This is a genomic window from Arenibacter certesii DSM 19833 (genome assembly GCF_000429545.1).
Lineage (GTDB): Bacteria > Bacteroidota > Bacteroidia > Flavobacteriales > Flavobacteriaceae > Arenibacter > Arenibacter certesii.
The window spans coordinates 22,101-45,454 of sequence record NZ_AUCB01000019.1 but is presented as its reverse complement, the minus strand read 5'-3'; the positions used below and the strand labels follow the sequence as shown (position 1 = coordinate 45,454).

23 protein-coding genes are annotated in these 23,354 nt (G+C 37.4%); 13 read left to right on the top strand and 10 right to left on the bottom strand.

Annotated features, from left to right (window positions below; all coding sequences use genetic code 11):
- The first annotated feature begins 2 nt into the window (after positions 1 to 2).
- The 5 genes from G466_RS0111225 (at position 3) to egtD (ending at position 6,360) form a co-directional block, all read left to right on the top strand.
- Positions 3 to 1,460 (top strand): NupC/NupG family nucleoside CNT transporter, encoded by a 1,458-nt coding sequence (locus G466_RS0111225; protein ID WP_026813753.1) that lies wholly within the window; start codon positions 3 to 5, stop codon positions 1,458 to 1,460.
- A gap of 209 nt (positions 1,461 to 1,669) precedes the next feature.
- Positions 1,670 to 2,941 (top strand): NAD(P)/FAD-dependent oxidoreductase, encoded by a 1,272-nt coding sequence (locus tag G466_RS0111220; RefSeq protein ID WP_026813752.1) that lies wholly within the window; start codon positions 1,670 to 1,672, stop codon positions 2,939 to 2,941.
- A gap of 257 nt (positions 2,942 to 3,198) precedes the next feature.
- The gene (locus tag G466_RS0111215; RefSeq protein WP_026813751.1) at positions 3,199 to 4,023 is read left to right on the top strand and encodes a thymidylate synthase; all 825 of its coding nucleotides are present in this window, start codon (positions 3,199 to 3,201) and stop codon (positions 4,021 to 4,023) included.
- Between the two features lie 173 nt (positions 4,024 to 4,196).
- Positions 4,197 to 5,345 carry an ergothioneine biosynthesis protein EgtB gene (egtB, locus tag G466_RS0111210; RefSeq protein WP_026813750.1) on the top strand — a complete coding sequence of 383 codons (1,149 nt, stop codon included), beginning with the start codon at positions 4,197 to 4,199 and terminating at the stop codon, positions 5,343 to 5,345.
- 31 nt (positions 5,346 to 5,376) lie between these two features.
- A complete protein-coding gene (gene egtD, locus G466_RS0111205; RefSeq protein WP_034235369.1) occupies positions 5,377 to 6,360 on the top strand; it encodes an L-histidine N(alpha)-methyltransferase in 984 nt (327 codons plus the stop codon).
- Positions 6,361 to 6,569: 209 nt separating this feature from the next.
- On the opposite strand, the gene G466_RS0111200 is transcribed toward egtD, so the two are convergent.
- Together G466_RS0111200 and G466_RS0111195 are read right to left on the bottom strand one after the other, a co-directional pair.
- Positions 6,570 to 6,866 carry an isoamylase early set domain-containing protein gene (locus G466_RS0111200; RefSeq protein WP_026813748.1) on the bottom strand — a complete coding sequence of 99 codons (297 nt, stop codon included), beginning with the start codon at positions 6,864 to 6,866 and terminating at the stop codon, positions 6,570 to 6,572.
- Positions 6,867 to 7,021: 155 nt separating this feature from the next.
- Complete coding sequence (locus G466_RS0111195) at positions 7,022 to 8,098, bottom strand: aminotransferase class V-fold PLP-dependent enzyme (RefSeq protein ID WP_026813747.1); 1,077 nt, start codon at positions 8,096 to 8,098, stop codon at positions 7,022 to 7,024.
- A 57-nt stretch (positions 8,099 to 8,155) separates the two neighbouring features.
- Between G466_RS0111195 and G466_RS0111190 the strand changes: the two genes are divergently transcribed.
- Together G466_RS0111190 and G466_RS0111185 are read left to right on the top strand one after the other, a co-directional pair.
- On the top strand, positions 8,156 to 8,542 hold the full coding sequence (locus G466_RS0111190) for a 2TM domain-containing protein (RefSeq protein ID WP_026813746.1): 387 nt from the start codon (positions 8,156 to 8,158) through the stop codon (positions 8,540 to 8,542).
- On the top strand, positions 8,542 to 9,039 hold the full coding sequence (locus G466_RS0111185; RefSeq protein WP_189356691.1) for a dihydrofolate reductase: 498 nt from the start codon (positions 8,542 to 8,544) through the stop codon (positions 9,037 to 9,039). The genes G466_RS0111190 and G466_RS0111185 overlap by 1 nt, the downstream gene beginning before the upstream one ends.
- Positions 9,040 to 9,155: 116 nt before the next feature.
- Here G466_RS0111185 and murI read toward each other — a convergent pair whose 3' ends face one another.
- The 8 genes from murI to G466_RS0111145 all read right to left on the bottom strand — a co-directional run bounded on the left by murI (position 9,156) and on the right by G466_RS0111145 (position 17,326).
- Positions 9,156 to 9,944 carry a glutamate racemase gene (gene murI / locus G466_RS0111180; RefSeq protein ID WP_026813744.1) on the bottom strand — a complete coding sequence of 263 codons (789 nt, stop codon included), beginning with the start codon at positions 9,942 to 9,944 and terminating at the stop codon, positions 9,156 to 9,158.
- Positions 9,945 to 10,145: 201 nt separating this feature from the next.
- Entirely contained in the window at positions 10,146 to 10,655 is a 510-nt protein-coding gene (locus G466_RS0111175; protein WP_026813743.1) for an OmpH family outer membrane protein, read from the bottom strand.
- Between the two features lie 69 nt (positions 10,656 to 10,724).
- A complete protein-coding gene (locus tag G466_RS0111170) occupies positions 10,725 to 11,540 on the bottom strand; it encodes an OmpH family outer membrane protein (RefSeq protein ID WP_373296609.1) in 816 nt (271 codons plus the stop codon).
- A 106-nt stretch (positions 11,541 to 11,646) separates the two neighbouring features.
- Positions 11,647 to 14,226 carry a BamA/OMP85 family outer membrane protein gene (locus G466_RS0111165; protein ID WP_084418807.1) on the bottom strand — a complete coding sequence of 860 codons (2,580 nt, stop codon included), beginning with the start codon at positions 14,224 to 14,226 and terminating at the stop codon, positions 11,647 to 11,649.
- 4 nt (positions 14,227 to 14,230) lie between these two features.
- The gene (locus G466_RS0111160) at positions 14,231 to 14,968 is read right to left on the bottom strand and encodes an isoprenyl transferase (RefSeq protein WP_026813740.1); all 738 of its coding nucleotides are present in this window, start codon (positions 14,966 to 14,968) and stop codon (positions 14,231 to 14,233) included.
- Between the two features lie 7 nt (positions 14,969 to 14,975).
- Complete coding sequence (gene porG / locus G466_RS0111155; RefSeq protein ID WP_026813739.1) at positions 14,976 to 15,665, bottom strand: type IX secretion system protein PorG; 690 nt, start codon at positions 15,663 to 15,665, stop codon at positions 14,976 to 14,978.
- Between the two features lie 117 nt (positions 15,666 to 15,782).
- Positions 15,783 to 16,664 (bottom strand): NAD kinase, encoded by an 882-nt coding sequence (locus tag G466_RS0111150; protein WP_026813738.1) that lies wholly within the window; start codon positions 16,662 to 16,664, stop codon positions 15,783 to 15,785.
- 5 nt (positions 16,665 to 16,669) lie between these two features.
- On the bottom strand, positions 16,670 to 17,326 hold the full coding sequence (locus tag G466_RS0111145) for a CBS domain-containing protein (protein ID WP_026813737.1): 657 nt from the start codon (positions 17,324 to 17,326) through the stop codon (positions 16,670 to 16,672).
- Positions 17,327 to 17,587: 261 nt separating this feature from the next.
- Here G466_RS0111145 and G466_RS0111140 point away from each other — a divergent pair, with 261 nt between their 5' ends.
- The 6 genes from G466_RS0111140 (at position 17,588) to clpX (ending at position 23,124) form a co-directional block, all read left to right on the top strand.
- On the top strand, positions 17,588 to 18,301 hold the full coding sequence (locus tag G466_RS0111140; protein WP_026813736.1) for a pyridoxine 5'-phosphate synthase: 714 nt from the start codon (positions 17,588 to 17,590) through the stop codon (positions 18,299 to 18,301).
- A gap of 3 nt (positions 18,302 to 18,304) precedes the next feature.
- On the top strand, positions 18,305 to 19,075 hold the full coding sequence (locus G466_RS0111135) for an alpha/beta fold hydrolase (RefSeq protein WP_026813735.1): 771 nt from the start codon (positions 18,305 to 18,307) through the stop codon (positions 19,073 to 19,075).
- Between the two features lie 88 nt (positions 19,076 to 19,163).
- Positions 19,164 to 19,508, top strand: a complete 345-nt coding sequence (locus G466_RS0111130; protein ID WP_026813734.1) for a phage holin family protein — start codon at positions 19,164 to 19,166, stop codon at positions 19,506 to 19,508.
- Positions 19,509 to 19,612: 104 nt separating this feature from the next.
- Positions 19,613 to 20,935 (top strand): trigger factor, encoded by a 1,323-nt coding sequence (gene tig / locus G466_RS0111125; protein ID WP_026813733.1) that lies wholly within the window; start codon positions 19,613 to 19,615, stop codon positions 20,933 to 20,935.
- 177 nt (positions 20,936 to 21,112) lie between these two features.
- Positions 21,113 to 21,793: an ATP-dependent Clp endopeptidase proteolytic subunit ClpP gene (gene clpP / locus G466_RS0111120; RefSeq protein ID WP_026813732.1), complete on the top strand. Its 681-nt coding sequence runs from the start codon at positions 21,113 to 21,115 to the stop codon at positions 21,791 to 21,793.
- Positions 21,794 to 21,888: 95 nt separating this feature from the next.
- Positions 21,889 to 23,124, top strand: coding sequence for an ATP-dependent Clp protease ATP-binding subunit ClpX (clpX, locus tag G466_RS0111115; RefSeq protein WP_026813731.1), 1,236 nt, complete (start codon positions 21,889 to 21,891; stop codon positions 23,122 to 23,124).
- The last annotated feature ends 230 nt before the right edge of the window (positions 23,125 to 23,354 follow it).

Here is a 23,354-nt window from a genome sequence, read left to right as displayed (position 1 = left end):
GGATGAAAAATAAGTTTTGGATTATTTTAATTTTATTGTTGATTACATTCCCTTCCGTAGCTCAAGAACTTAATGTTACCGCCAACGCTGCTTCCCCCGATATCATCCCCAATGAGGGAGTTTCTTTTTATAGTATCGGAAGAGGGGTTCTGGGCATGGCAGCATTACTATTTATCTCATACCTCTTTAGCGCCAATAGAAAAGCAATTAACTGGCGTACTGTAGGTATCGGTTTATTTATTCAGCTTCTCTTAGCCATTTTCATATTGATTGGCAACAGAATTGGATTTAATGCTTTTGGGTACAGGTTTGACCTAGGTTTTGTATCAAAAATCTTTGAATTTGGAGGACAGCTCTTTGTAAGCGTACTAGATTACACCCGAGCTGGCAGTAAGTTTCTCTTTGAGGGCTTGGTAATTGATATGGACACTTTCGGTTTTATATTTGCCTTTCAAGTTCTGCCTACTATTATATTCTTTTCGGCACTCACCTCTCTACTTTTCTATTTAGGGGTCATTCAGAAGGTGGTTAAGGCCTTGGCATGGTTATTATCTAAATCTATGGGTATTTCTGGAGCGGAGAGCCTTAGTGTAGCTGGGAATATTTTCCTTGGACAAACCGAAGCCCCTCTATTGATCAAAGCTTACTTAGAAAAAATGAGCCGCTCAGAAATCCTTTTGGTAATGATTGGCGGAATGGCAACGGTGGCCGGAGCAGTATTGGCAGCCTACATTGGCTTCCTAGGCGGTGACGACCCTTTATTGCGACTTCAGTTTGCCAAACACTTATTAGCAGCATCGGTGATGGCAGCACCAGGAGCCATAGTCGTCTCAAAAATATTATATCCTCAAATAGAAGCGGTAAATACTGAAGTACATGTATCTACATCAAAAATTGGATCCAATATTCTTGATTCTATAGCTAACGGTACCACCGAAGGTCTTAAACTTGCAGTAAATGTGGGTGCCATGCTTCTTGTTTTTGTAGCATTCATCGCTATGATCAATGGGATATTAAACTGGACCGGAGATGTGACTAATTTAAACTCATGGATTGCAGCGAGCTCCCCTTATCAAAAGTTATCGTTAGAAGCTCTTTTAGGGACAATATTTGCCCCTTTAATGTGGCTTATAGGTGTAGAATCTACGGATATGATGTTGATGGGCCAATTATTGGGAATTAAGTTAGCTGCCAGTGAATTTGTAGGCTATATACAATTAGCAGGACTAAAAGATGTTGCCAATGCCACACATTTCACATACAACAAGTCGATTATCATGGCTACTTATATGCTATGTGGATTTGCTAATTTTGCCTCAATAGGAATACAAATAGGTGGTATAGGCTCCTTGGCCCCTGGGCAACGCAAAACCCTTTCCGAGTTTGGAATGAAAGCCGTATTAGGTGGATCTTTAGCATCCCTACTTTCCGCAGCTATTGCAGGTATGATTCTTGGCTAGATAATAACGTTTATGAATTCTTGGAAATAAAAGGTAAACGCTAGACAAATACTAGTTACACCTTAATTAATTGGAGTTCATTAAGTGACCACCAGGAATCTCACATATTTTCATTAAACAATTGAGATATGTTTTAGCATCAACATTATATACTCATTTTAGTCGTTCTTTCCCCAATAGCAATTATCTTTATATATAATCATTAGGAAATGAAAGAGAAGGAAACGATAATTGTAGTAGGGGGTGGCTTTGCAGGCCTAGAATTTGTAAAACGACTAGGGAATTCTAGTAAATATGAATTAATTCTCGTGGATTGCAATAACTATAATTTTTTTCCACCACTAATTTATCAGGTATCTACAGGCTTTATGGAACCTTCTGCTATCAGCTATCCTTTTCGTAAAATTTTAAGGGATAAAAAAAATGTTCACTTTAGACTTGGCGCACTTAAAGAGGTTGTACCCTCAGAAAATAAAATTATACTTAACAATGGCATTTTAAGGTATGATATATTGGTAATGGCGACAGGAGCAGAAACTAACTTTTTTGGCAACAAGAATATTGAGAAAAAGAGTTTGCCAATGAAAACAATTAGTGATGCCCTTTCCCTTAGGAATGTGATCCTTACCAGATTAGATCGCGCCACCCGTTTAAAAGACACACAGGAACGCAAAAAACTTCTAACTTTCGTAGTTGCCGGTGCCGGACCTACAGGAGTTGAACTCTCTGGGATTTTAGCAGAAATGAGATCTTTTATAATTACAAAGGATTATCCTGAATTAAGCATAGAAGATCTTGGTGACATTTATGTAATAGATGGTCTGGATGCAGTTTTGGCTCCAATGTCTAAACAATCACAAACCTATACCCATAAACAACTTAGTAAACTAAACGTAAAAATTAAGCTTAACACTTTGGTCAAGGATTTTAAGGATGAAACCGTATACCTATCAGACGGTACACAAATTCCTACCAAAAACTTAATCTGGGCCGCAGGTGTATCTGCAAAGATTTTCAAGGGTTTTACCAAGGAAAGCTATGGTCACGGAAAACGCTTAAAGACAAATGCTTTTAATTTAGTTAGTGGCTACGAGAATATATACGCCTTGGGAGATAGCGCCTTGGTCTCTGGAGATAAGAATTTTCCGGAAGGACACCCTCAACTTGCCCAACCAGCTCTTCAACAGGCTAAAAACTTAGCCCACAACCTTAATCTGGACACCCAGGATTGGAAACCTTTTTCCTATAATGACAAAGGCTCTTTAGCAATTATTGGAAGAAATAAGGCGGTAATGGATTCTCCTAAACACAAATATCATCTAAACGGATTTATCGCTTGGTTTATTTGGATATTCGTTCATATAATGGGCCTGGTCAATTTTAAGAACAAAGTACGCACCCTCTATAATTGGATCGGATATTACATTTATAAGGATCAATCCTTTAGAATGATCATTAAACCCAGTGATAGGGATTCCTAATTCCATTAAGTCAATTACATGAAGCCAAACTTGTGTGGTATTATATTAAAACTACTCATCACATTCGGAACTCAGGGCTGGAGCATTCAAATGCTACAATCACACAATATGCTTTAACCATTCCGTTAATAATTTATGATAACTTAAGGGAATCATAATCTCCCATATGAGCAGATTTCATTAATTTGCGGCGTGTAGCCAAAAGACACAAACATAGGTTTTCTGATGGCTCCTTAAAGCATAATTAGGATAGGAATATGAAACAGTACCACGATTTACTTAAACATGTTTTGGATAATGGGACCCAAAAAGGGGATCGCACAGGAACAGGCACAAAAAGCGTGTTTGGATATCAGATGCGGTTCAATTTAGCTGAAGGTTTTCCCCTGATTACCACTAAAAAATTACATCTAAAATCCATTGTACATGAACTACTATGGTTTTTAAAAGGAGACACAAATATTTCCTATTTACAGGAAAATGGGGTACGGATCTGGAATGAGTGGGCTGATGAAGATGGGAATTTAGGTCCTGTTTATGGTTACCAATGGCGAAATTGGAATGGAGAAGAAATAGATCAGATAAAAGAAATTGTCCACTCCCTCAAAAACAATCCAAATAGCAGACGCATGTTAGTTTCTGCATGGAACCCTAGTGTATTGCCAGATACCAATGTTACCTTTTCAGAAAATGTGGCCAACGGAAAAGTCGCGCTCCCTCCATGCCATGCATTTTTTCAATTTTATGTAGCAGACGGAAAATTATCTTGCCAGTTATATCAGCGCAGTGCCGACATATTTTTAGGAGTTCCTTTCAATATTGCTTCCTACGCTTTGTTTACATTAATGCTAGCCCAGGTATGTGATCTAGAGCCAGGGGAATTTATTCACACCTTTGGAGACGCACATATTTACAACAACCACATGGAACAGGTGGAGCTTCAACTAAAACGTACTCCAAATCCACTTCCAAAAATGGTACTTAACCCAGAAGTAAAAGATATTTTTGATTTTAAATTTGAGGATTTCACTCTAGAAGATTACGATCCTTACCCTCATATAAAAGGCGCCGTAGCTGTATAGAACTACGAATTAAAAATACCTTTTTCAAGCAAAATGGGTCATTATCAATTTAACGGATAATGACCCATTTTTTGTTGATTTGAGTTAATACATTTACCTATAGGTTAATTTTGTATGCTAATTATTGCGTAATTTTAGTGGACTAACAGTAACAATATGTTTTAGTTATCATTATGGATATCACTGCTTTTTTCCTACAAACAAGGACCCATACAAAAAATTTGTGCAAACCTTTAGAAATTGAGGATTATGTAGTACAACCCATCGTTGATGTCTCCCCTCCAAAATGGCACTTAGGCCATACCACCTGGTTTTTTGAGGAGTTTATCTTAAAAAAGCACTTAATAGACTATACCGTTTTTGACCCTAATTTTTCCTATATTTTTAACAGCTATTATGAAAGTATAGGCAAACGAGTGGTAAGGGCAGATCGTGGCAATCTATCTAGGCCTTCCGTAAACAAGGTATATGAATATCGTGAATTTGTCACTTTACATATGGAGGCGCTTTTAAACAATAACCCAAGTAAGGAAATAGTACAGCTTACCGAAATAGGAATTCACCACGAAAAACAACATCAAGAATTATTACTTACCGATATAAAATACATATTGGGCAACAACCCCTTGCTCCCAATCTACGACGCTTCGTTTAAGGAACATAGCACTGAAGACCATAAACAAGAATGGCTATCTCTCCCAGAAGGAATTTATGAAATTGGTCACTTGGGTGAAGAATTCTGCTATGACAATGAGTTGGGAAGGCATAAAGTTTATCTATCACCATATTCAATATCCAACAAGCTGGTTACCAATCAGGAATATTTGGAATTTATTAATGATGGTGGGTATGAAAGATTTGATCTTTGGCATTCGGAAGGTTGGGAATGGATAAAAACCAACAAGATAGAATCACCTTTGCATTGGCATCAGATTAATGGTGAGTGGCACCATTACACTTTAGGAGGCTTAAATAAATTGGAGCGAGAGCATCCAGTGACCCATATCTCATATTTTGAGGCTTTTGCCTTTGCACAATGGAAGGGCTGTAGATTACCCACCGAATTTGAATGGGAAATAGCAGCCCCGAAATTTAAATGGGGAGCGCGATGGGAATGGACAGAAAGCGCATACCTCCCCTATCCCCAATATAAAAAGGCTGATGGAGCGCTAGGGGAATACAATGGTAAATTTATGGTAAACCAAAAAGTTCTAAGAGGCAGTTCTGTTGCTACACCTAATTACCACGCAAGAATTACCTATCGCAATTTCTTCCAGACCAATCTCAGGTGGCAATATACAGGAATAAGATTAGCCCAATAAACTAACCAAAATTAACTTAAACTACCCATTTATGGAAGCAGATACCTTAACCAAAATTCAAGCTCAATTTGCTCACGATGTACATGAAGGACTCACGGCCTCCCCAAAACATTTGGCCTCAAAATATATCTACGACCATAAAGGAGACCTGCTATTTGAGCAGATTATGAATCTTCCTGAATATTATTTAACCGAATGTGAGTTAGCTATACTGAAAAATAACAGGAAAGAGATTGCCAACCTATTCTTACAAAATACCGCCTCCTTAAACTTAGTAGAACTCGGGGCTGGAAACGGAAAAAAGACAAAGATACTTTTGGAGCAACTCCAAAAACAAAGTCCCAACTTTCGCTATGTCCCTATAGATATTAGTGGCAATGCACTACTCCAACTAAAAAACTCCCTATCCATAGAATTTCCAAGTCTTACTGTAACCCCTAAGCAGGGCACCTATTTTAATATGCTGGAAACCATTGAATCTTCTGAATCCGTAAAGAATGTAATTCTTTTTTTAGGTTCTAATATTGGAAATCTATCCCACAGCCAAGCTATTACCTTTTTATCCCAACTGGCCTCAGGAATGCACAGTAATGATATGATCTTTGTTGGCTGTGACCAGAAAAAAAACCCCCAGACCATATTAAATGCGTATAATGATCCAAAGGGTGTCACAGAAGCATTTAATAAAAATCTACTACACCGTATCAATAGTGAATTAAATGCAAACTTTATTCTAGACAACTTTTTACATTGGGAGTCTTACAACCCACAGAGTGGGACTGCAAAAAGCTTTTTAGTCTCTAAAATTAACCAGAAGGTGCAGATTGCCGCTTTAGACCTTGAGGTTGATTTTAAAGCTTGGGAAACCATTCATACAGAGATATCGCAAAAGTACGATGATGGGCTAATATCTGATTTAGTCAAAGCCGCAGGATTACAGATTACTGCTCAATTCTCGGATAAGAAGAATTATTTTAAAAACTACATCCTTACTAAGGCAACATCCTTTGATTGAAACGTGTTTGCGTTTCGGATGGAGAAGCGCATTTTATGTAAAAAGCATTAAATTTAGACGTCCTCCAACTTTACTAGCTTATAAGGACGGCAGAGCATCTCCTACTATACCTAGATCTGGAATGGGGGGGAAATTCCAGCATTTTAGGTTATTCCTGCTACTAGTCATTCATGACCTTAACGATAATATATTGTACTATTTTCGGTGAATTACACCTTTAATACTGAATTCTCAGCACCTGCGTAATCATTCCACTGCAAACCATCTCCTTCCAACTCATTTACAAATTCACCATCTATAAGATACTTAAACTCATACGAATGATCTTTAGGAAAATTAAGGGTTCCTTTAAAAGTGCCGTTCTTCAACTTCTTTAAAGCACTCCCTTTAGGATCCCAATTATTAAAATCACCTACAACAGCTACTTTTTTCGCTTCTTTAGCCTCCACTGAAAATGTAACTTTACAAACTGGTTTACTCTTTAAATATTGTTTTGAAATTGCCATAATTCTCGTATTTAATTTTTTACAAACTTACATTATTAAATGCCTCATTAACAATGATCAATGTCATTTTGCCAATTTCATAAAAATTGAATAACTACAGTACACACATCTTTAAATTAAGAAGCCCAATTTCATAATACAATGATTAATCATCTTTATTTTAGGATTTTTATAATGCTATCTATTTCATTTTCCGTATTATAGAAATGAAAAGAGAGTCTAATACCACTACCCCGTTGTGCAAGGAGCACTTTGTTCTGCATTAATTTTGTATATCCCTTCTCGCCCACCGCGATATTAAATATTGTACTATGGTCCTTTCTCTTTATAACACAGGGTTCTAAAAGCCCCAAGTTGCCAAATTCAGTTAGGGCCATAACGGAGAGCTTTTTTATCTGTTCTTCTATCACTTCCATCCCTATGCTGGTAAGAAACTTCAAAGAATAATTGAGACTTCCAAAAGACAAACTATCCAAGTGTCCAGGCTCAAATCTATTCGAAAATGAAATTCCATCCCTACCTCCTAAATCCCCCTTAGCAGCATTAAATCCAATAGCAGCACATTTAAAGCGATGTACTACCTCATCCGAAAACAGCATAAAGCCGTTCCCATGTCCTCCCAACATCCATTTATAGCCACTTGCTCCAAGTACATCTATTCCTGAGCGATCAAAATTAAAATTTTCAGTGCCACAGAATTGAGTACCATCCGCTATAATGATAAGGTCTGGAAATTCTTTTTTTAGTGATTTAAGGAACTCAATATCTATTTTGATCCCATTTAACCATTGCACCAGACTTAAGGCAAGTATTGTAATCTTTTCCGACTTTATTTTTTCAAAAATTTGATTTTCTATATCCTCCGAAAGATCTACAAAGTTAATCTTTAGATTTCTAGACTCAAATGGCCAATTTACCGAAGGATAATCTCCTTCTAACAACAACACGTTTTCCTTATCCCCTATCCCTTCCAACAATAGATTTATACCAATGGAAAAATTAGGTACCAACGCGACATTCTCTTTTTTACAGCTGAAAAATTCCGACACGGTAATTCTAGTCTCTGATATTATTTTGCCTTGCTTGGAGCCTAGCTTTCTGCCTCCGATCAGCACATCCAAATCGTGTTCTTGCCTCCAATCCAACAACCCTTCGTACAGCAATCCCGCGGTAGCCGTATCTGCATAAATATATTGACTTAAGACAGGAAATTGTTTAATGATGTTTTTCATAATCTTATTGATGAAGATTTGTATTTTGGTATCTTTACCCTAAAGATACTTATTAGGATGTTTACCAGAAATAAAAATAAGTCTAAAATAGATTTGGAGCACCACCAAATGCTGGAAGATGCCCAGACTAGGATAAAACAAAAAAAACGATTGTTTTCCCATTTCGTCATCTTTTTTATAGGCAGTATTTTTATGATCGTAATCAATAAAATCCTTGGCTATGGTAAAACGCATGACTGGTTTATCTGGGTCATTCTTGCCTGGTTCTTTCTATTTATCATCCATGCCTTTAACGTATTTATAACCTCTAAATTTATGGGCCCTGAATGGGAAAGGTCACAAAGAGAAAAATTGGTTTTAAAACAAAAACAGAAGATTGCCCAATTACAAAAAGAAATAGAAACGGACTTCCCACTGTCCCGTATCAATAAAAGTAAAGAGTAATGCAGATTATATCAATGATTGCCGCAGCAGGGGAAAATAATGCCTTAGGAAAAGACAACGACCTTTTATGGCATTTGCCAGATGACTTTAAGTATTTTAAAAAGCGAACCTCTGGCCATACGATTATAATGGGAAGAAAAACTTTTGAAAGCTTCCCAAAACCCTTACCAAATCGCGTACATATTGTCATTACTAGGGACCCAGACTATCAAATTCCCTATGCAGATTGTATTGTAGTTCATTCTCTGGAAGAAGCCTTAGATCTGGTGAAAGATGATTCCTTGGCTTTTATTATTGGAGGTGGGGAAATTTATCGACTTGGATTAAAGCATGCCAATCAATTGGAATTGACTCGCGTTCATGAGCGTTTTGAGGCAGATACATTTTTTCCCAATTTTGACGAGAAAGATTGGATGCTTATAAAAGAGGAATTCCATCCGAAAGATGAACGGCACGACTATGACTTCACCTATCTAACCTACATAAGGAAGCTTTAGGGTATGGTTCCATTGAAGCTATAAGTTAAAGTGCAGCCGACTCGGTAAAGCGATTGCAAAGCGAGGATAGCGAAATCTCTGAACGACAAGGCTACAATTACAAAATACAGTTATCGTTAAAACTCTAAAAAGGAGACTTCAAAAGGTACACCTGCATCTTTTATAAAGCCCTCTAAAACGGATACCTCTTTATTGGTGAAAAATTGAAATTCTCCTTTGGATGTTGGAGGGGCATTTATATTATATTTTTCTAAAATATTTTTAGTTTGCTTGGCGACTCCCTCTCCAGAATCGATAATCTTAACATTATCGGGTAATATATCCGTAAGCAATGGAATTAAATACGGGTAATGTGTGCATCCCAACACCAGTTGATCAATACCCTCTTTTACCATATGAGACAAATAACGCTCTAAAAGCGCCTTTGTTTTCATGGTATTAAGCTCCCCGTTTTCTATTAATTCAACCAGACCAGTACCTTTTTGCTCCATTATCTGTATACCATTGGCATGACTAATGGAGGTACTATGAAAAAGACTGCTAGACAGGGTGCCTTTTGTAGCCAAGACCCCAATCTTTTTCGACTTCGAATTAAGGGCTGCAGTTTTTATAGCTGGTTCTATTCCAATAAACGGTAATTCATACTTTTCCCGGAGTTCTTTAATGGCATTGGTAGTGGCTGTATTGCAGGCTACCACAATTAGTTTACATCCTTTACTGATAAGAAATTCTACATTCTTAATGCTTAGTCGCAGAATCTCTTCCTGTGATTTTTCACCATAAGGGGCATTTTTACTATCCGCTAAATAGATGGTGGATTCTTGGGGCAACAACCTATTTATCTCACGCCATATAGAAGTGCCTCCAATACCAGAATCAAAAATACCTATAGGACCTTTACTCATTCAACGAAATTTAAGTCCTAAAGTTACATTATTATTGCTTTTCCCAAAATGATGTTACTATTAATCGGATTCCAAGAAGTTAGTTTTTGCTGTTAGAATAGGCAACAATCCGTAATGGGCAACTTTTGAAAGTGCGAATAATGAATAAAAAAAGAGCTACGCGACTGCATAGCTCTTTTTAAAATATTATAACGTTATTTTTTAGAAACCTAATTGCTTCTTAACTGCGGGTAAAAGGTCTTTTCCTTTCGCTACAATAAGTCCGCCACCTTGGGTAGCATCAATTACGTATTCTATTCCTTGAGCAGCCGCAACGGCCTCAATAGCTTTTTTAGCTTTTTCTGTAATAGGACCTAAAAGTTCTGCTTGTTTCTTTTGTAATTCTTGCTGAGCAGTTTGTTGTGCCTCTCCAATGTTCTTTTCGAATCCTTGCAATTCTAATGCTCTCTTCTGGTTTTCTTCATCAGATTTAGAAGCAGATTCATTCTGATATTGCGTGTACTTGTTTCTGAGCTCGGTCATAGAACTTTCAATATCGGCCCTATATGTTTCGGATAGTTTTTTAAGTTCCGCATCTGCCGCTTTCATCTCTGGCATAGAAGATAGTAATTCCTGAACGTCTATGTGTGCAATCTTAGCTTGGGCGTTTACAAACCCAGTTGCTGCTACGAACAAAACTATGGCTACCGCAATTTTCTTTATTTGTTTCATGTTTCTCATTAATGTTTGAATGTTAATTTTAAATTTAGTTATATATAATGATTGTAATTATTCCTAATACTAACTTCCTGTTTCCTCGTCATCCTTTTTGCCACTTCTTTTTTCTCCTTCTTTCTGTCTCTTTGCTTCTCTTTCTTCTAACAGTTGTTTTCTTCTGGCCTCATACGCTTTCTTCCGCTCTTCTCTAATCCTTAACTGCTCAGCTCTTCTTTCATCAGCAGTTTTATTCCTTGCTTCCTCTGCCTGTTTAGCTCGCTCCTGACGATCCAATAGCGCGCCACTAACCTCCTCTTCTTCATCCTCAAAATCATTAAAATCTGTTCTGGAATCCTTCTTTTCTGGAGCGCTTATTTTTCTCGTTCTAGAGATACCTCTCAATACTAAGTCGCTAATATCGTGCCTTTTTTCTGAATACAACATTACAACATCTGCAGATTTATCAAAAATAAAATCATATTTTTTATTGGCACCTATTTTCTGCACCTCATTAAAAACCTGATCTTGTATTGGCTGAATCAATCTTCTTTTTTGCAAGACTAGGTCACCTGATGGGCCAAATCTATTTTGTTGGTATTCCAACATCTCCTTTTCCAGGATCTGTATTTCTTCTTCACGCTCCGCAATTAGTTCTGCAGTCAGAAGCACCTTCTCTGCCATTAGGTCCTTCTTCATCTGCTCAATTTCGGACTTCTCCTTCTCCAACTCCTGCTTCCAGCGCTGTACTCTATTAGCCAATTGCTCGTTAGCCTCTCTATACTCATCAACATTCTCAAGTATATATTCCATATCCACATACCCTATCCTAACTCCTCTTTGAGCAGTAAGATTAGCCGTGGTTAAGGCTATAAAAAGGACTACAAGTAATTTTCCGTTTATCTTCATAATATCTTCGTTTTATATTATAGAAAATATCGTGCCAAAAATAATGTTTCATTCTTAAACGCACAGTACACTGTATAAAACTGCAAAATAATTTTATCAATTAAAACTGTTGTCCAATAATAAAGTGGGTTTGCCATCCGCTAGGCCCAACGGAGTTTGGGTTATAATCTTTATCAAATCCATATCCAAAATCAATTCCTAGAAGTCCAAATGCAGGCATAAAGATTCGCAGTCCCACTCCGGCCGATCTTTTTATTTCAAACGGGTTAAAGCTCTGAAAATTGTTGAAAGCATTACCAGCTTCCAAAAATGCCAGTCCATATATAGATGCAGAAGGCTTAAGTGTAAGTGGGTATCTAAGCTCTAAGGAGTACTTATTATAAACCACTCCACCATCTTGTATCTGTTGTCCAGAAACAGGATCTACACTATAGGGTGTTAAGGACTGATTTTCATATCCCCTTAACTGGACCACATCCCTGCCATCCAAGGTATAGGTTCCCAATCCGTCTCCTCCAACATAAAATCGTTCAAACGGTACCTTTCCCACCTTTTCGTTATAGCTACCCAAAAATCCAAATTCGGCATTGGTTCTAAGTACTAATTTATCTACTAGGGTAGTATACCAGTCTCCTTTAAAGTTAACCTTGTAAAATTCTAACCATTTAAATCGCTCTTGATCTATGCGTTCTATTTCTGCGTTGTTCTTTTCAGCAACGGCCACCTCAAGATCAGAATTCAACTTATCATAGTCCTTATTATTGAATAAAGAAAATGGTGGTGTAAATTTAGCTGTTATCTCAAAGTTAGATCCAGATCTAGGGAAAATACGCCCTCCCCCGGTAGCATTCCTAGCAATCCCTAAACTATATGCTATGGAATTGGACTGTCCGTTACCAAAATTGAAAAGACCTAAGTTATAATTTTTAAAATCGTACAACTGATACCCTACGGAGTGCGAAATGGTAAAGAAATCATCTGGCCATTGCACCCTTTTTGCTAATCCAGCAGATATTCCAGTAATAGAGAATGTTCTGTTTTTATCTGGTCTTCTACTTACGTAAGGGTTGTAATAAAATTGTTGTGTTCTAGAGAGGGACATATTAAAACGAACCGGTTTCTTACCCCCCAACCAAGGCTCAGAAAAGTTAAGGCTATACACCCTATAGGTTCTACTGGCCTGCAAACGCAAGGCAAATGTTTGTCCATCTCCCATAGGAACCGGCTTATAGGCCTCTCCATTAAATAAATTCTTAACAGAGAAGTTGCTAAAGGATAGTCCAAGGGTACCAATAAATCCACCACCCCCGTAGCCTCCTTGCAATTCTATTTGGCTAGAACCAGATTCTACTAAACTATAGGCAAGATCTACTGTTCCCTCATTAGGATTAGGGTTTTGTATATCCGGCTTAATTTGTTCGGCATCAAAGAAACCTAACTGACCTAATTCCCTAATACTTCTTATGATGTCTGATTTATTATAGCGTTGTCCTGGTCTGGTACGCAATTCCCTAAAGATCACGTGATCATTAGTCTTGTCGTTCCCTACTACAGTTACGTGGTTAAGAAAAGTCTCTTTCCCCTCAATGATCCTGATCTCAAAATCGATGGTATCATTTTCAGCAGACATTTCTACTGGATTAATACTAGAAAATAAATATCCGTTATTTTGATAGAGGTTGGTAAGGTCATTAGCATCCGGATCGGAAGCATCCGCTATACGCTTTCTTAAAAGTACTCCATTATAAGTATCCCCTTTCTTCAGTCCCAAGACACTAGCCATTTGGCGATCAGAATACACGGTATTACCAACAAAATTTATATCCCCAAAGTAGTATTTATCTCCTTCTTCCACTTTTATTTTCAGGTCGATAAGCTTATCTCCTGTCCTAACAAAAGTATCCGAAACCACTCTGGCATCCCTAAATCCTTTTTCGGCATATTTATCTACCAAAGAAACTAGGTCTTCCTTATAATCTTCCTCTATGTATTTAGATTTTTTCCAAAAACGATAGAATTTTTTCTTCTTCGTATTCTTTAAGGCTTTTCTCAGCTGCTTATCGGACAACTGTTCGTTTCCTTCAAAAACAATATCATTGATCTTTACCTTTTCACCTTGTTTAATATTGATCACCATACTCTGGGTATTGGTATCCACAGTATCTTTTGCCGTAGCAATATTTACGGTGGCATTGAGATAGCCCTTCTTTTTATATTTGTTTTGAAGGTAATTTTTGGTGTTGGCAATTAAGCTCTCGGTGATTTTCTTGCCTTTTTTAAGATCTGCGTCTTTAAGAATTTCAGGAACCTTTTTAGGCTTAACTCCATAGACGGTGACATCTGTAAGTGTGGGTCGCTCAATAATGTTTAGTTCTAGGTATACATTTTCACCCTCTATATTAGTGATATAAAAGCTAATGTCTGTAAAAAGCTCTAGCCCCCATAATTTATTGATAACCGCACTGATTTCGTCCCCAGGAACCGTAATAGGTTGCCCTATCCTTAGTCCGGTATAGGTCTTAACCGTCTGCTCGTTATAGCTTTGAAGACCGGTAACCTCCAAACCGGCAAGAGTGTATTGTTTCCCATCCTCATAGGAGGGGTCCTGTGCGTAGTTTATGGATGTAAAAAAAAAGAAGGTAAGTGCAGTAAAAAAGTGTAGGGTCATGATTCTTCCCATGCCTCTAGATAAGTTGTTCGCTTGTTTTTCCAAATCGTCGTTCTCTGTTCTGGTAATTTTTAATGGCTTCCAATAAATGATGCTCCGTAAAATCGGGCCAAAATACATCAATAAAATATAATTCCGCATATGCAATCTGCCAAAGTAGAAAATTACTGATCCTTTGCTCACCACTAGTGCGAATTAGGAGATCTACATCTGGTAAATTATGCGTGTAAAGATGGTTATTTATAATGGTTTCATCAATATTTTCAGGAATAATTATATTATTTTTAACTTTGGCTGCAATCTGCTGAACGGCATGCTTTAATTCTTCCCGAGCACCATAACTTAACGCCAAGGTTAAGACCATTCCGGTATTTTCCCCGGTTTTATCCATCACATCCAATAATTCCCTATGGGCTCTTTTGGGCAAGGTGCTAATATTACCAATAGTATTTAACCTAATATTATTCTTGTTAAGCGTTACCAATTCTTTTTTTAACGAAGATACCAATAGACGCATTAGGGTATCCACTTCCAATTTGGGTCTGTTCCAATTTTCGGTGGAAAAAGTATAAAGGGTAAGAAACTCAATCCCCATTTTTGCACAATCCTCCACAGTTCTTCTTACAGTCTTCACACCATGCTCATGGCCAAAAACTCGAAGTTTACCCTGCTTTTTGGCCCATCTCCCATTACCATCCATGATGATGGCAATATGCTTGGGCAATTGTTTTTTGTTTCCTGTAGTGATATCCATATATGTATTATCGGAAGGAATCCTGACATGGTTTTCGGCCAAAGGTATACGTAAGTGTTATACCTGAAAAAACATACCAATCATCACTTAAACTATTTCCAAATTTAAAGTCTTGAAAATTAGAGCCGGAAGGATTACTAGCATCTAGATTATCCGTAAAGGTATATCTAGCCCCAATCTCTGCCCCCGCAATCAAAAACTGATTCAACCTGAGTTTTGCACCTACCGTCATCGGAATCGCAAAAGCTCCGTCTTTCTGACCAGCATCCTGTAGGTGCCCTAAATCATCAAAATAATGATATCCATATCTAAAATAAGTGACCCCTGTATATAGATAAGGTGTAAATGCCGGACCTAACCTATGTAAATTATACTCTACAAAATTAAATTCTAGTCCTGCAGATACCTCAAGTACGTTGTTATCCATCTTATAGCCCCTATCCATCCTGGACGACATATTCGATTTGGAATCATCGGCAGTAAATTCACCATAAATTATACTTCCCCGCCAAGCGTACCGTTGACTCACATTCCATTTAAAAATTCCGCCAAAAGCGGGCCCCGAAGGCATTATAAAATTAGTCCTTCCCACATCACCAATATTATTAGCTCCACCCGCAAACAACCCCACTTCATAAGTTTGGCCATTTACTCCGGAATATACTAACGCAAGAAGTACTGCAAGAAAAAACCTCATTATTTTAAAAGTTTGCAAATATAACCAATTCAATCACTATGCCCGATTTTTTATTATATTCTTGTTCTATCCTGATAAACAGGTTTCGCACTTTATTATTGTGCTACCAACAAAGAATCAATTACGCTTATCTTCCCCCCACAACAATTTATTCCTCAAAGTTTTCAGAAAACTCTCTGAGGTATATTCTATCATTTTTATTGTAAAGGGAGCCTTTCGAACCAAAATCTCCTTTCCGTTGGCCACTGCGGCGATGCGGGAATCCAAGGAAACTAAATGACTTTCTGCCCTACCTGATACCTTAAGTCGTATAACCGTATCATCAGAAATAACCAAAGGTCTGGCGTTAAGATTATGGGGCGCAATTGGAGTTAAAATAAAAGATTTAACCGTGGGCGCCATTACAGGACCACCACAGCTTAAAGAATATCCAGTAGAACCAGTTGGGGTAGACACTATAAACCCATCTGCCCAATACGAAGTTAAATACTCATCATTAAGATAGGTCTCTATGGTTATCATGGAAGTAGTATCCTTTCTACTTACCGTAATTTCGTTCAAGGCAAAATTCAATTCTTTAAATTCTGGAATATCGGAAGACTCGGCAATTTCTACCAAGCTCCTCTCCTCAATAGTATATGCCCCCGCAACAAACTCACGCACCACCTTTCTAACATCTTCCTTCTTAAAGGTAGACAAAAAACCAAGGCGACCCGTATTGACACCTACTATAGGAATATCTAAATCCCTTACATAAGTGGTAGCCCTTAAAATAGTACCATCTCCACCAAAGCTAATGAACATATCAAAACTTCGGTCTAACCCCTCCGAATTTGTAAAAGTGGCATATTCTCCCACTTTCCCACGCAATCTTATAAAGTGATAGTATTCTTTCTCGAAATAAATCTCTGCATTTTCATTTTGTAGCTCTTCAATAAGCTGCAAAACATATTCTACTGCAGTCTCTTGGTAAGCAATTCCATAAATGGCTACCTTCATAACTATTATACGTTAAGGTATTTATCCAAGTAATCGGATCTTTCTTTTAAGTCCTCCAAAAATTGATCATCGTCATTACCATATAGAATGGTATAATTGTAACGCCTAAAAGATTGTATCACTTCATTAAGATGCGTTGCACCAATTTTTATGGTTATCTGTATAACATCATTCCTACTATCAGTAATAAAGGCTCCAATTAGCTTTAGATTATTACTCTCCACAATCTGTGCAATTTCACTAAAAGAATAATCTTTAATTCCTTTGGCAAGCACTAAAATACCTCCTGGCTCAGTAAAAAAGGGGGTGTCAATAAATAGATTTACCACATCAATCAAATCATAATGACCTACCACCTTACCTTCATTATTTACTATTGGCAATACATTGGCTTCATTTTTAGAGAATAATTCCAACACATCTAACCAAGAAGCCTCGGGTCTCGCAAAAAAAGTAGCGAGTTGACACCTATATTCCTCAATTATCTTATCTGCTCCATAATTATCTACGTCATTTTTCTCCAGCATTCCTATATACAATCCATCATCCTCTACCGCCACATGCGAATAGGCAGTCTGATTAAAGTACTGGATCACCTCTTTTAAAGAGTCCGTCACTTTAAAAACAGGAACTGTTGTTAATATACTGTCTTGGATTTGCATGACTTTGTTTTCTATTATAACGCAAATTACTAATAAAATATTCTTAGCACCAAAATTGGAACAAGTATTATCGCTTAAGAAACTGACTTAACTCTTATTTAGTATTGACTGCGTCCTATTATTAACTGGCCTGGTAATCTACTTGCTACACGTAGCCCAAAATGCAACAACTACTATTGAACGAGATAAATTCTTTCCCTATATAAATTACAAAAGGCATGCCTAATTTGTACTTTTGTCATTTAAACTTACAAGAAAGATATGACAAAGCTTAGCGTTAACGTAAATAAAATTGCAACAATTAGGAATTCTAGAGGAGGAAATGTCCCCAACCTAGTAAAAGCAGCCCAGGATATTGAAGAATTTGGCGCACAAGGAATAACTATACACCCAAGACCAGATGAAAGACATATCACTTATCAAGATGCCAGGGATCTAAAAAAGGTGGTAACAACAGAATTCAATATTGAAGGTAATCCTATTCCCAAATTTATTGAACTGGTCCTAGAAGTGAAACCCACCCAAGTTACTTTGGTACCAGATGGCGTAGACGCCATCACCTCCAATGAAGGATGGGATACCATAAAACACAAAGACTTCCTTAAAGAAGTTATTCAAATCTTTAAAAACAATGGAATCCGAACCTCTATTTTTGTGGATCCAGATCCAAAAATGGTAGAAGGCGCGGCGTTAACTGGAACAGACCGCATTGAATTGTACACTGAGAGCTATGCCATTGCATACGAGAACGGAAACAAAGAAGGGGTACTTCCCTTTGTAGAGGCAGCTAAACTTGCACATGAATTAGGATTAGGAATTAATGCAGGACACGATTTAAGCCTAAACAACATTCAGTTTTTCAAAGAAAGTGTTCCTCATCTTCTAGAAGTTTCCATAGGTCACGCCTTAATTTCAGAATCGCTTTACCTAGGATTGGAAAACGTTGTAAATATGTATCTAAACAAATTAAAATAACTCATGGAAATACTACATTCCAATATTATTGGCGAAGGAGAACCTATTCTTATCCTACACGGATTTTTAGGAATGCTCGACAATTGGAAAACGATAGGCACTAAATATGCTGACGAAGGTTTCCAGGTTCATTTGATAGACCAGCGAAACCATGGAAAAAGTTTCCACTCCCCCCAGTTCAACTATGATGTAATGGTAGCGGATCTAAATCGCTACATGTCCCATCATAACATCCCTAGCGCTACAGTCCTAGGCCACAGCATGGGCGGGAAGGTTGCCATGTTATTTGCATGCAAGCACCCAGAAAAAGTTGAAAAATTATTGGTTGCAGATATAGCACCAAAATACTACCCACCCCACCACCAGGATATACTTAACGGACTGAACGCTATAAAAATCCGCGAGATCGCTTCTAGACAAGAGGCAGACAAACGATTAGCAGCATATATAGGACAAGTTGGTGTAAGACAATTTCTGCTCAAAAATTTATATTGGGTAGAAAAAGGAGTACTCGATTTTAGGTTTAATCTGGAGGTACTAAGCGAACGCATGGAGGAGGTAGGAGAAAATATTGGCACCACGGATTTTTATGCCGGACCCACCCTGTTTTTAAGAGGAGACAAATCCGAATATATCACCGATTCCGATATGATGGAAATAAAAAAGCACTTTCCTAATGCCACCTTAGAAACTATTAGTAATGCTGGACATTGGTTACATGCGGAGAACCCAAAACAGTTCTTGTCAAAATCCATCCCTTTCATAAAAGAGTAACGATTTACTCCTAATGATTTTACCATCAATAAAAATTATTTTAATTTAACGAAACTATTTAAATCACAACCAAAAAAAATCAACACCAATGAAATTACTATTAAGAGTACTCCTTAGCGCAATTGCGGTAGTCATCCTGGCCAATATTTTACCTGGAGTGGGCGTAGACAGTTACGGAACCGCTATAATCGTAGCCATAGTGTTAGGACTACTAAACTATATTGTAAAACCCATCCTAGTTATTTTCACTTTACCGGTAACCATTCTTACTCTAGGACTTTTCCTTCTAATAATTAATGCCATAATTATTCTTTTGGCCGACAGTTTAGTTGGAGGGTTTACCGTAGATAATATATGGTGGGCGCTCCTTTTTAGTCTATTGCTTTCCTTTCTTCAATCGCTATTTTACAGCCTCCTTAACGACGACAAATAGCTTTAAGATACCTTTATGACAATCAGTGGTTTAAAAACTTGTTGAAGATTATAAAATATAGTACTTTTGCGTCCCATTTTATTTTAGCAAAATACAGATAACAAATGAATATCACTAAAGAGCAGATAGACGAACTAAATGCAGTAGTTAAAGTTGCGGTAACCAAGGAGGATTATTTCGACAAGGTAGAATCCATCTTAAAGGATTACAGAAAGCAAGCCAATATCCCTGGTTTCAGAAAAGGTCAGGTTCCTATGGGATTGATCAAGAAGCAATACGGAAAAGCTGTTTTGGTAGATGAGGTTAACAAACTTTTGCAAGACAATTTAAACAAATATCTTACAGAAGAAAAACTTGACGTCTTAGGAAATCCCATTCCAAAACAACAAGACAATTTTGATTGGGATGCGGAAAATTTTGCATTCGAATTTGAATTGGGACTTGCCCCTAAATTTGAGGTAGATCTAAAAACCAAAGAGGCCTTAACTCATTACAAGATCGTTGCTGATGACAAGATGATTAACGAGCAAGTAGAGCGTATTCAGAAACAATACGGAAAATTGATCAGCAAATCCGAAGTAGGCAAGAAAGATGAAGTTAATGGTACCTTCACTAACGAAGCTGAGGAAATTGACAACAAGACCGTTGTAGAGATCGAAAAAATAAAGAACAAAAAAGCCGTGGATAGCCTTTTGGGCAAAAAAGTTGGGGATGTAGTTACCCTTAACACCAAAGACCTATTTAAGGAAGACTATTTACTGGGAAGTGCTTTGGGCATTGAAACAGGAAAAGCCAAGGAATTGGATATAGAGGTATCTTTCACTATTGAAGAAATTAACGAAAAAGAACCGGCCAAATTAGACCAGGAGCTTTTTGATAAGTTATTCGGAGAAGGGAAAGTAACTTCTGAAGAAGAACTAAAAACAAGGATCAAAGAAGATTCCGAAAAGCAGTTTGAGCAACAATCAGATCAAAAGTTGTTAAATGACATTACGGAACATTTTATAGAAACTATTAAGTTTGACCTTCCTACGGAATTCTTAACTAAATGGATTCAGACTACTGGAGAAACACCTTTAACAGAGGAAGAAGCAGCAGAAGAATTTGAAAAATCCGAAAAAGGATTGCGTTATCAGTTGATTGAAGGAAAAATCATTGAAGCAAATGAGATCCAGATCCAATTTGATGAACTTAAGGAGTTTGCCAAAGGATTTATCAAACAACAAATGGCTCAATTTGGTCAATTAGACCCTAAAGAAGAGGAATTAGACAACATTGCTGCAAGAGTACTTTCGAATCAAGACGAGGTAAAAAGATTGAGCGAGCAACTTATGAGTCAAAAATTATTGACCCTATATAAGGAAAAAGCTAATCTAAAGCCAAAGGAAGTTACTTACGAAGATTTTGTAAAAGAAGTATACGGGTAATTTACCCCAATACTGATAAAAACTAAAGCTGCAGGCAGGAGCGGCCATTTATGCAATAATATTTGGCCCTTCCTTAACAGCCGTTAAAGTTAAGTTACACGAAAAATAAGTATATTTACAGTGTCGGAGAATTTATTTTCGACACTTTTTTTATCTTATAAAACCTCGATTAAAAATATGGATTACGGGAAAGAATTTAAAAACTACGCTATTAAGCATCAAGGGATCAATAGCATGTACTATGACAGCATTCTAAGTAGCATGTACCCTACTAACCTAACCCCGAACATTATTGAGGAAAGACAGCTAAATGCAGTAGCAATGGATGTTTTTTCTAGACTGATGATGGACAGGATTATATTCTTGGGCACAGGCATTAACGACCAAGTTGCGAACATAGTACAAGCACAATTGCTTTTTCTAGAAAGTACCGATGCATCCAAGGATATTCAAATATACATCAACTCTCCAGGAGGTAGCGTATATGCCGGATTAGGCATTTATGACACTATGCAATTTATTAAACCAGACGTTGCAACCATTTGTACAGGAATGGCAGCTTCTATGGGCGCTGTACTATTATGTGCCGGTGAAAAAGGCAAGCGAAGTGGTCTTACCCATTCCAGAGTGATGATTCATCAACCATTGGGTGGTGCGCAAGGTCAAGCCAGCGATATTGAAATTACCGCAAGGGAAATTATAAAATTAAAAGATGAGCTTTACCAAATTATTGCAAAACATTCTGGACAGCCTCTAGAAAAAGTAAGTGATGATAGTGATAGAGACTATTGGATGAAAGCTAACGAAGCTAAAGAATATGGCATGATTGATGAAATCCTGGTAAGGGATACCGAATAGCAACGACTAAGCCCTATGAAATGGTGGTATTGCCCCAAAAGGCATACCTAAAGAACGAATTATTTCGTTCCTATTATTGAATGTGATAAAATGATATGGCAAAAGAAAATTTAGAATGCTCTTTTTGTGGAAGAAAAAAACCGGAGACCAATTTGTTGATTGCAGGTTTAGATGCACATATCTGTGACCGTTGTATAGAACAGGCACATGGTATAGTTGCAGAAGAATCCAAGCAAACAAAAAATCAGGACCTCTCTTCCGAACTGACCCTAAAAAAGCCTTTAGAAATAAAGGAATTTTTAGACACTTATATAATTGGACAAGACAGAACTAAAAGAGTAATGTCCGTGGCAGTATACAATCACTATAAAAGATTGTTACAGCCAAAGAGCAAGGAAGACGATATTGAGATCCAAAAGAGCAATATTATAATGGCAGGGCAAACGGGGACCGGAAAGACCTTAATTGCCAAAACCATTGCAAAAATGCTTAATGTACCTCTCACCATAGTTGATGCAACGGTTCTTACCGAAGCAGGATATGTTGGGGAAGATGTAGAGAGTATTTTAACCCGTTTATTGCAAGCCGCGGATTACAATTTAGAGAAGGCGGAGCGTGGTATTGTTTTTATTGATGAAATTGATAAAATAGCCCGAAAAAGCGATAACCCTTCCATAACTAGAGACGTTTCCGGTGAAGGAGTTCAACAAGGACTTCTTAAACTTTTAGAGGGTACCGTAGTAAATGTACCGCCAAAAGGAGGTAGAAAACATCCTGACCAGAAGTTTATTGAGGTGAATACAGAAAACATCCTTTTTATTGCTGGGGGAGCCTTTGATGGTATTGAACGTATCATCACAAAAAGGTTGAATATGCAAGCCGTGGGATACAGCGCTTCCAAAGCGGAAGAAAAAGTAGACAACGAAAACATACTTCAATACATAATACCTAAAGATTTAAAGGACTTTGGTCTAATTCCAGAAATTATAGGAAGACTACCGGTACTTACGCACATGAATCCATTGGATAAGAAAACGTTGAGGGCCATTTTAACACAGCCTAAAAACGCTATTATCAAGCAATATGAGAAGTTATTCAAAATGGATGATATCTCATTTGAAATAACGGATCAGGCGTTGGATTATATCGTAGACAAGGCTATTGAATACAAATTGGGCGCAAGAGGACTTCGTTCCTTATGTGAGGCCATCTTTACGGATGCCATGTTTGAACTGCCCAGTTCAGATGAAACTACCTTTAAGGTAAGCAAATCTTATGCAGAAGAAAAGCTATCCTTTGAAACAATCAAAAAATTAAAAGCAGTCTCTTAAGACTGCTTTTTTTTATCTTTTAAGGTTTCGTAACCGAAGGGATTTCACTTTTTAAATACACCAAGGCATCAACAGCTTAGTGTAACGCTACAATCAGCAATCACCACATTTATATTACAAAAAATCTAGAGTCGTTGGTTGGAACACGTTACTTTTCATATAAGACTCCTTAGTTTATCTTTATATGGGGCGTTCCCCTGTTGGGTCGCTCTTTCCGCTATAACTTTTTT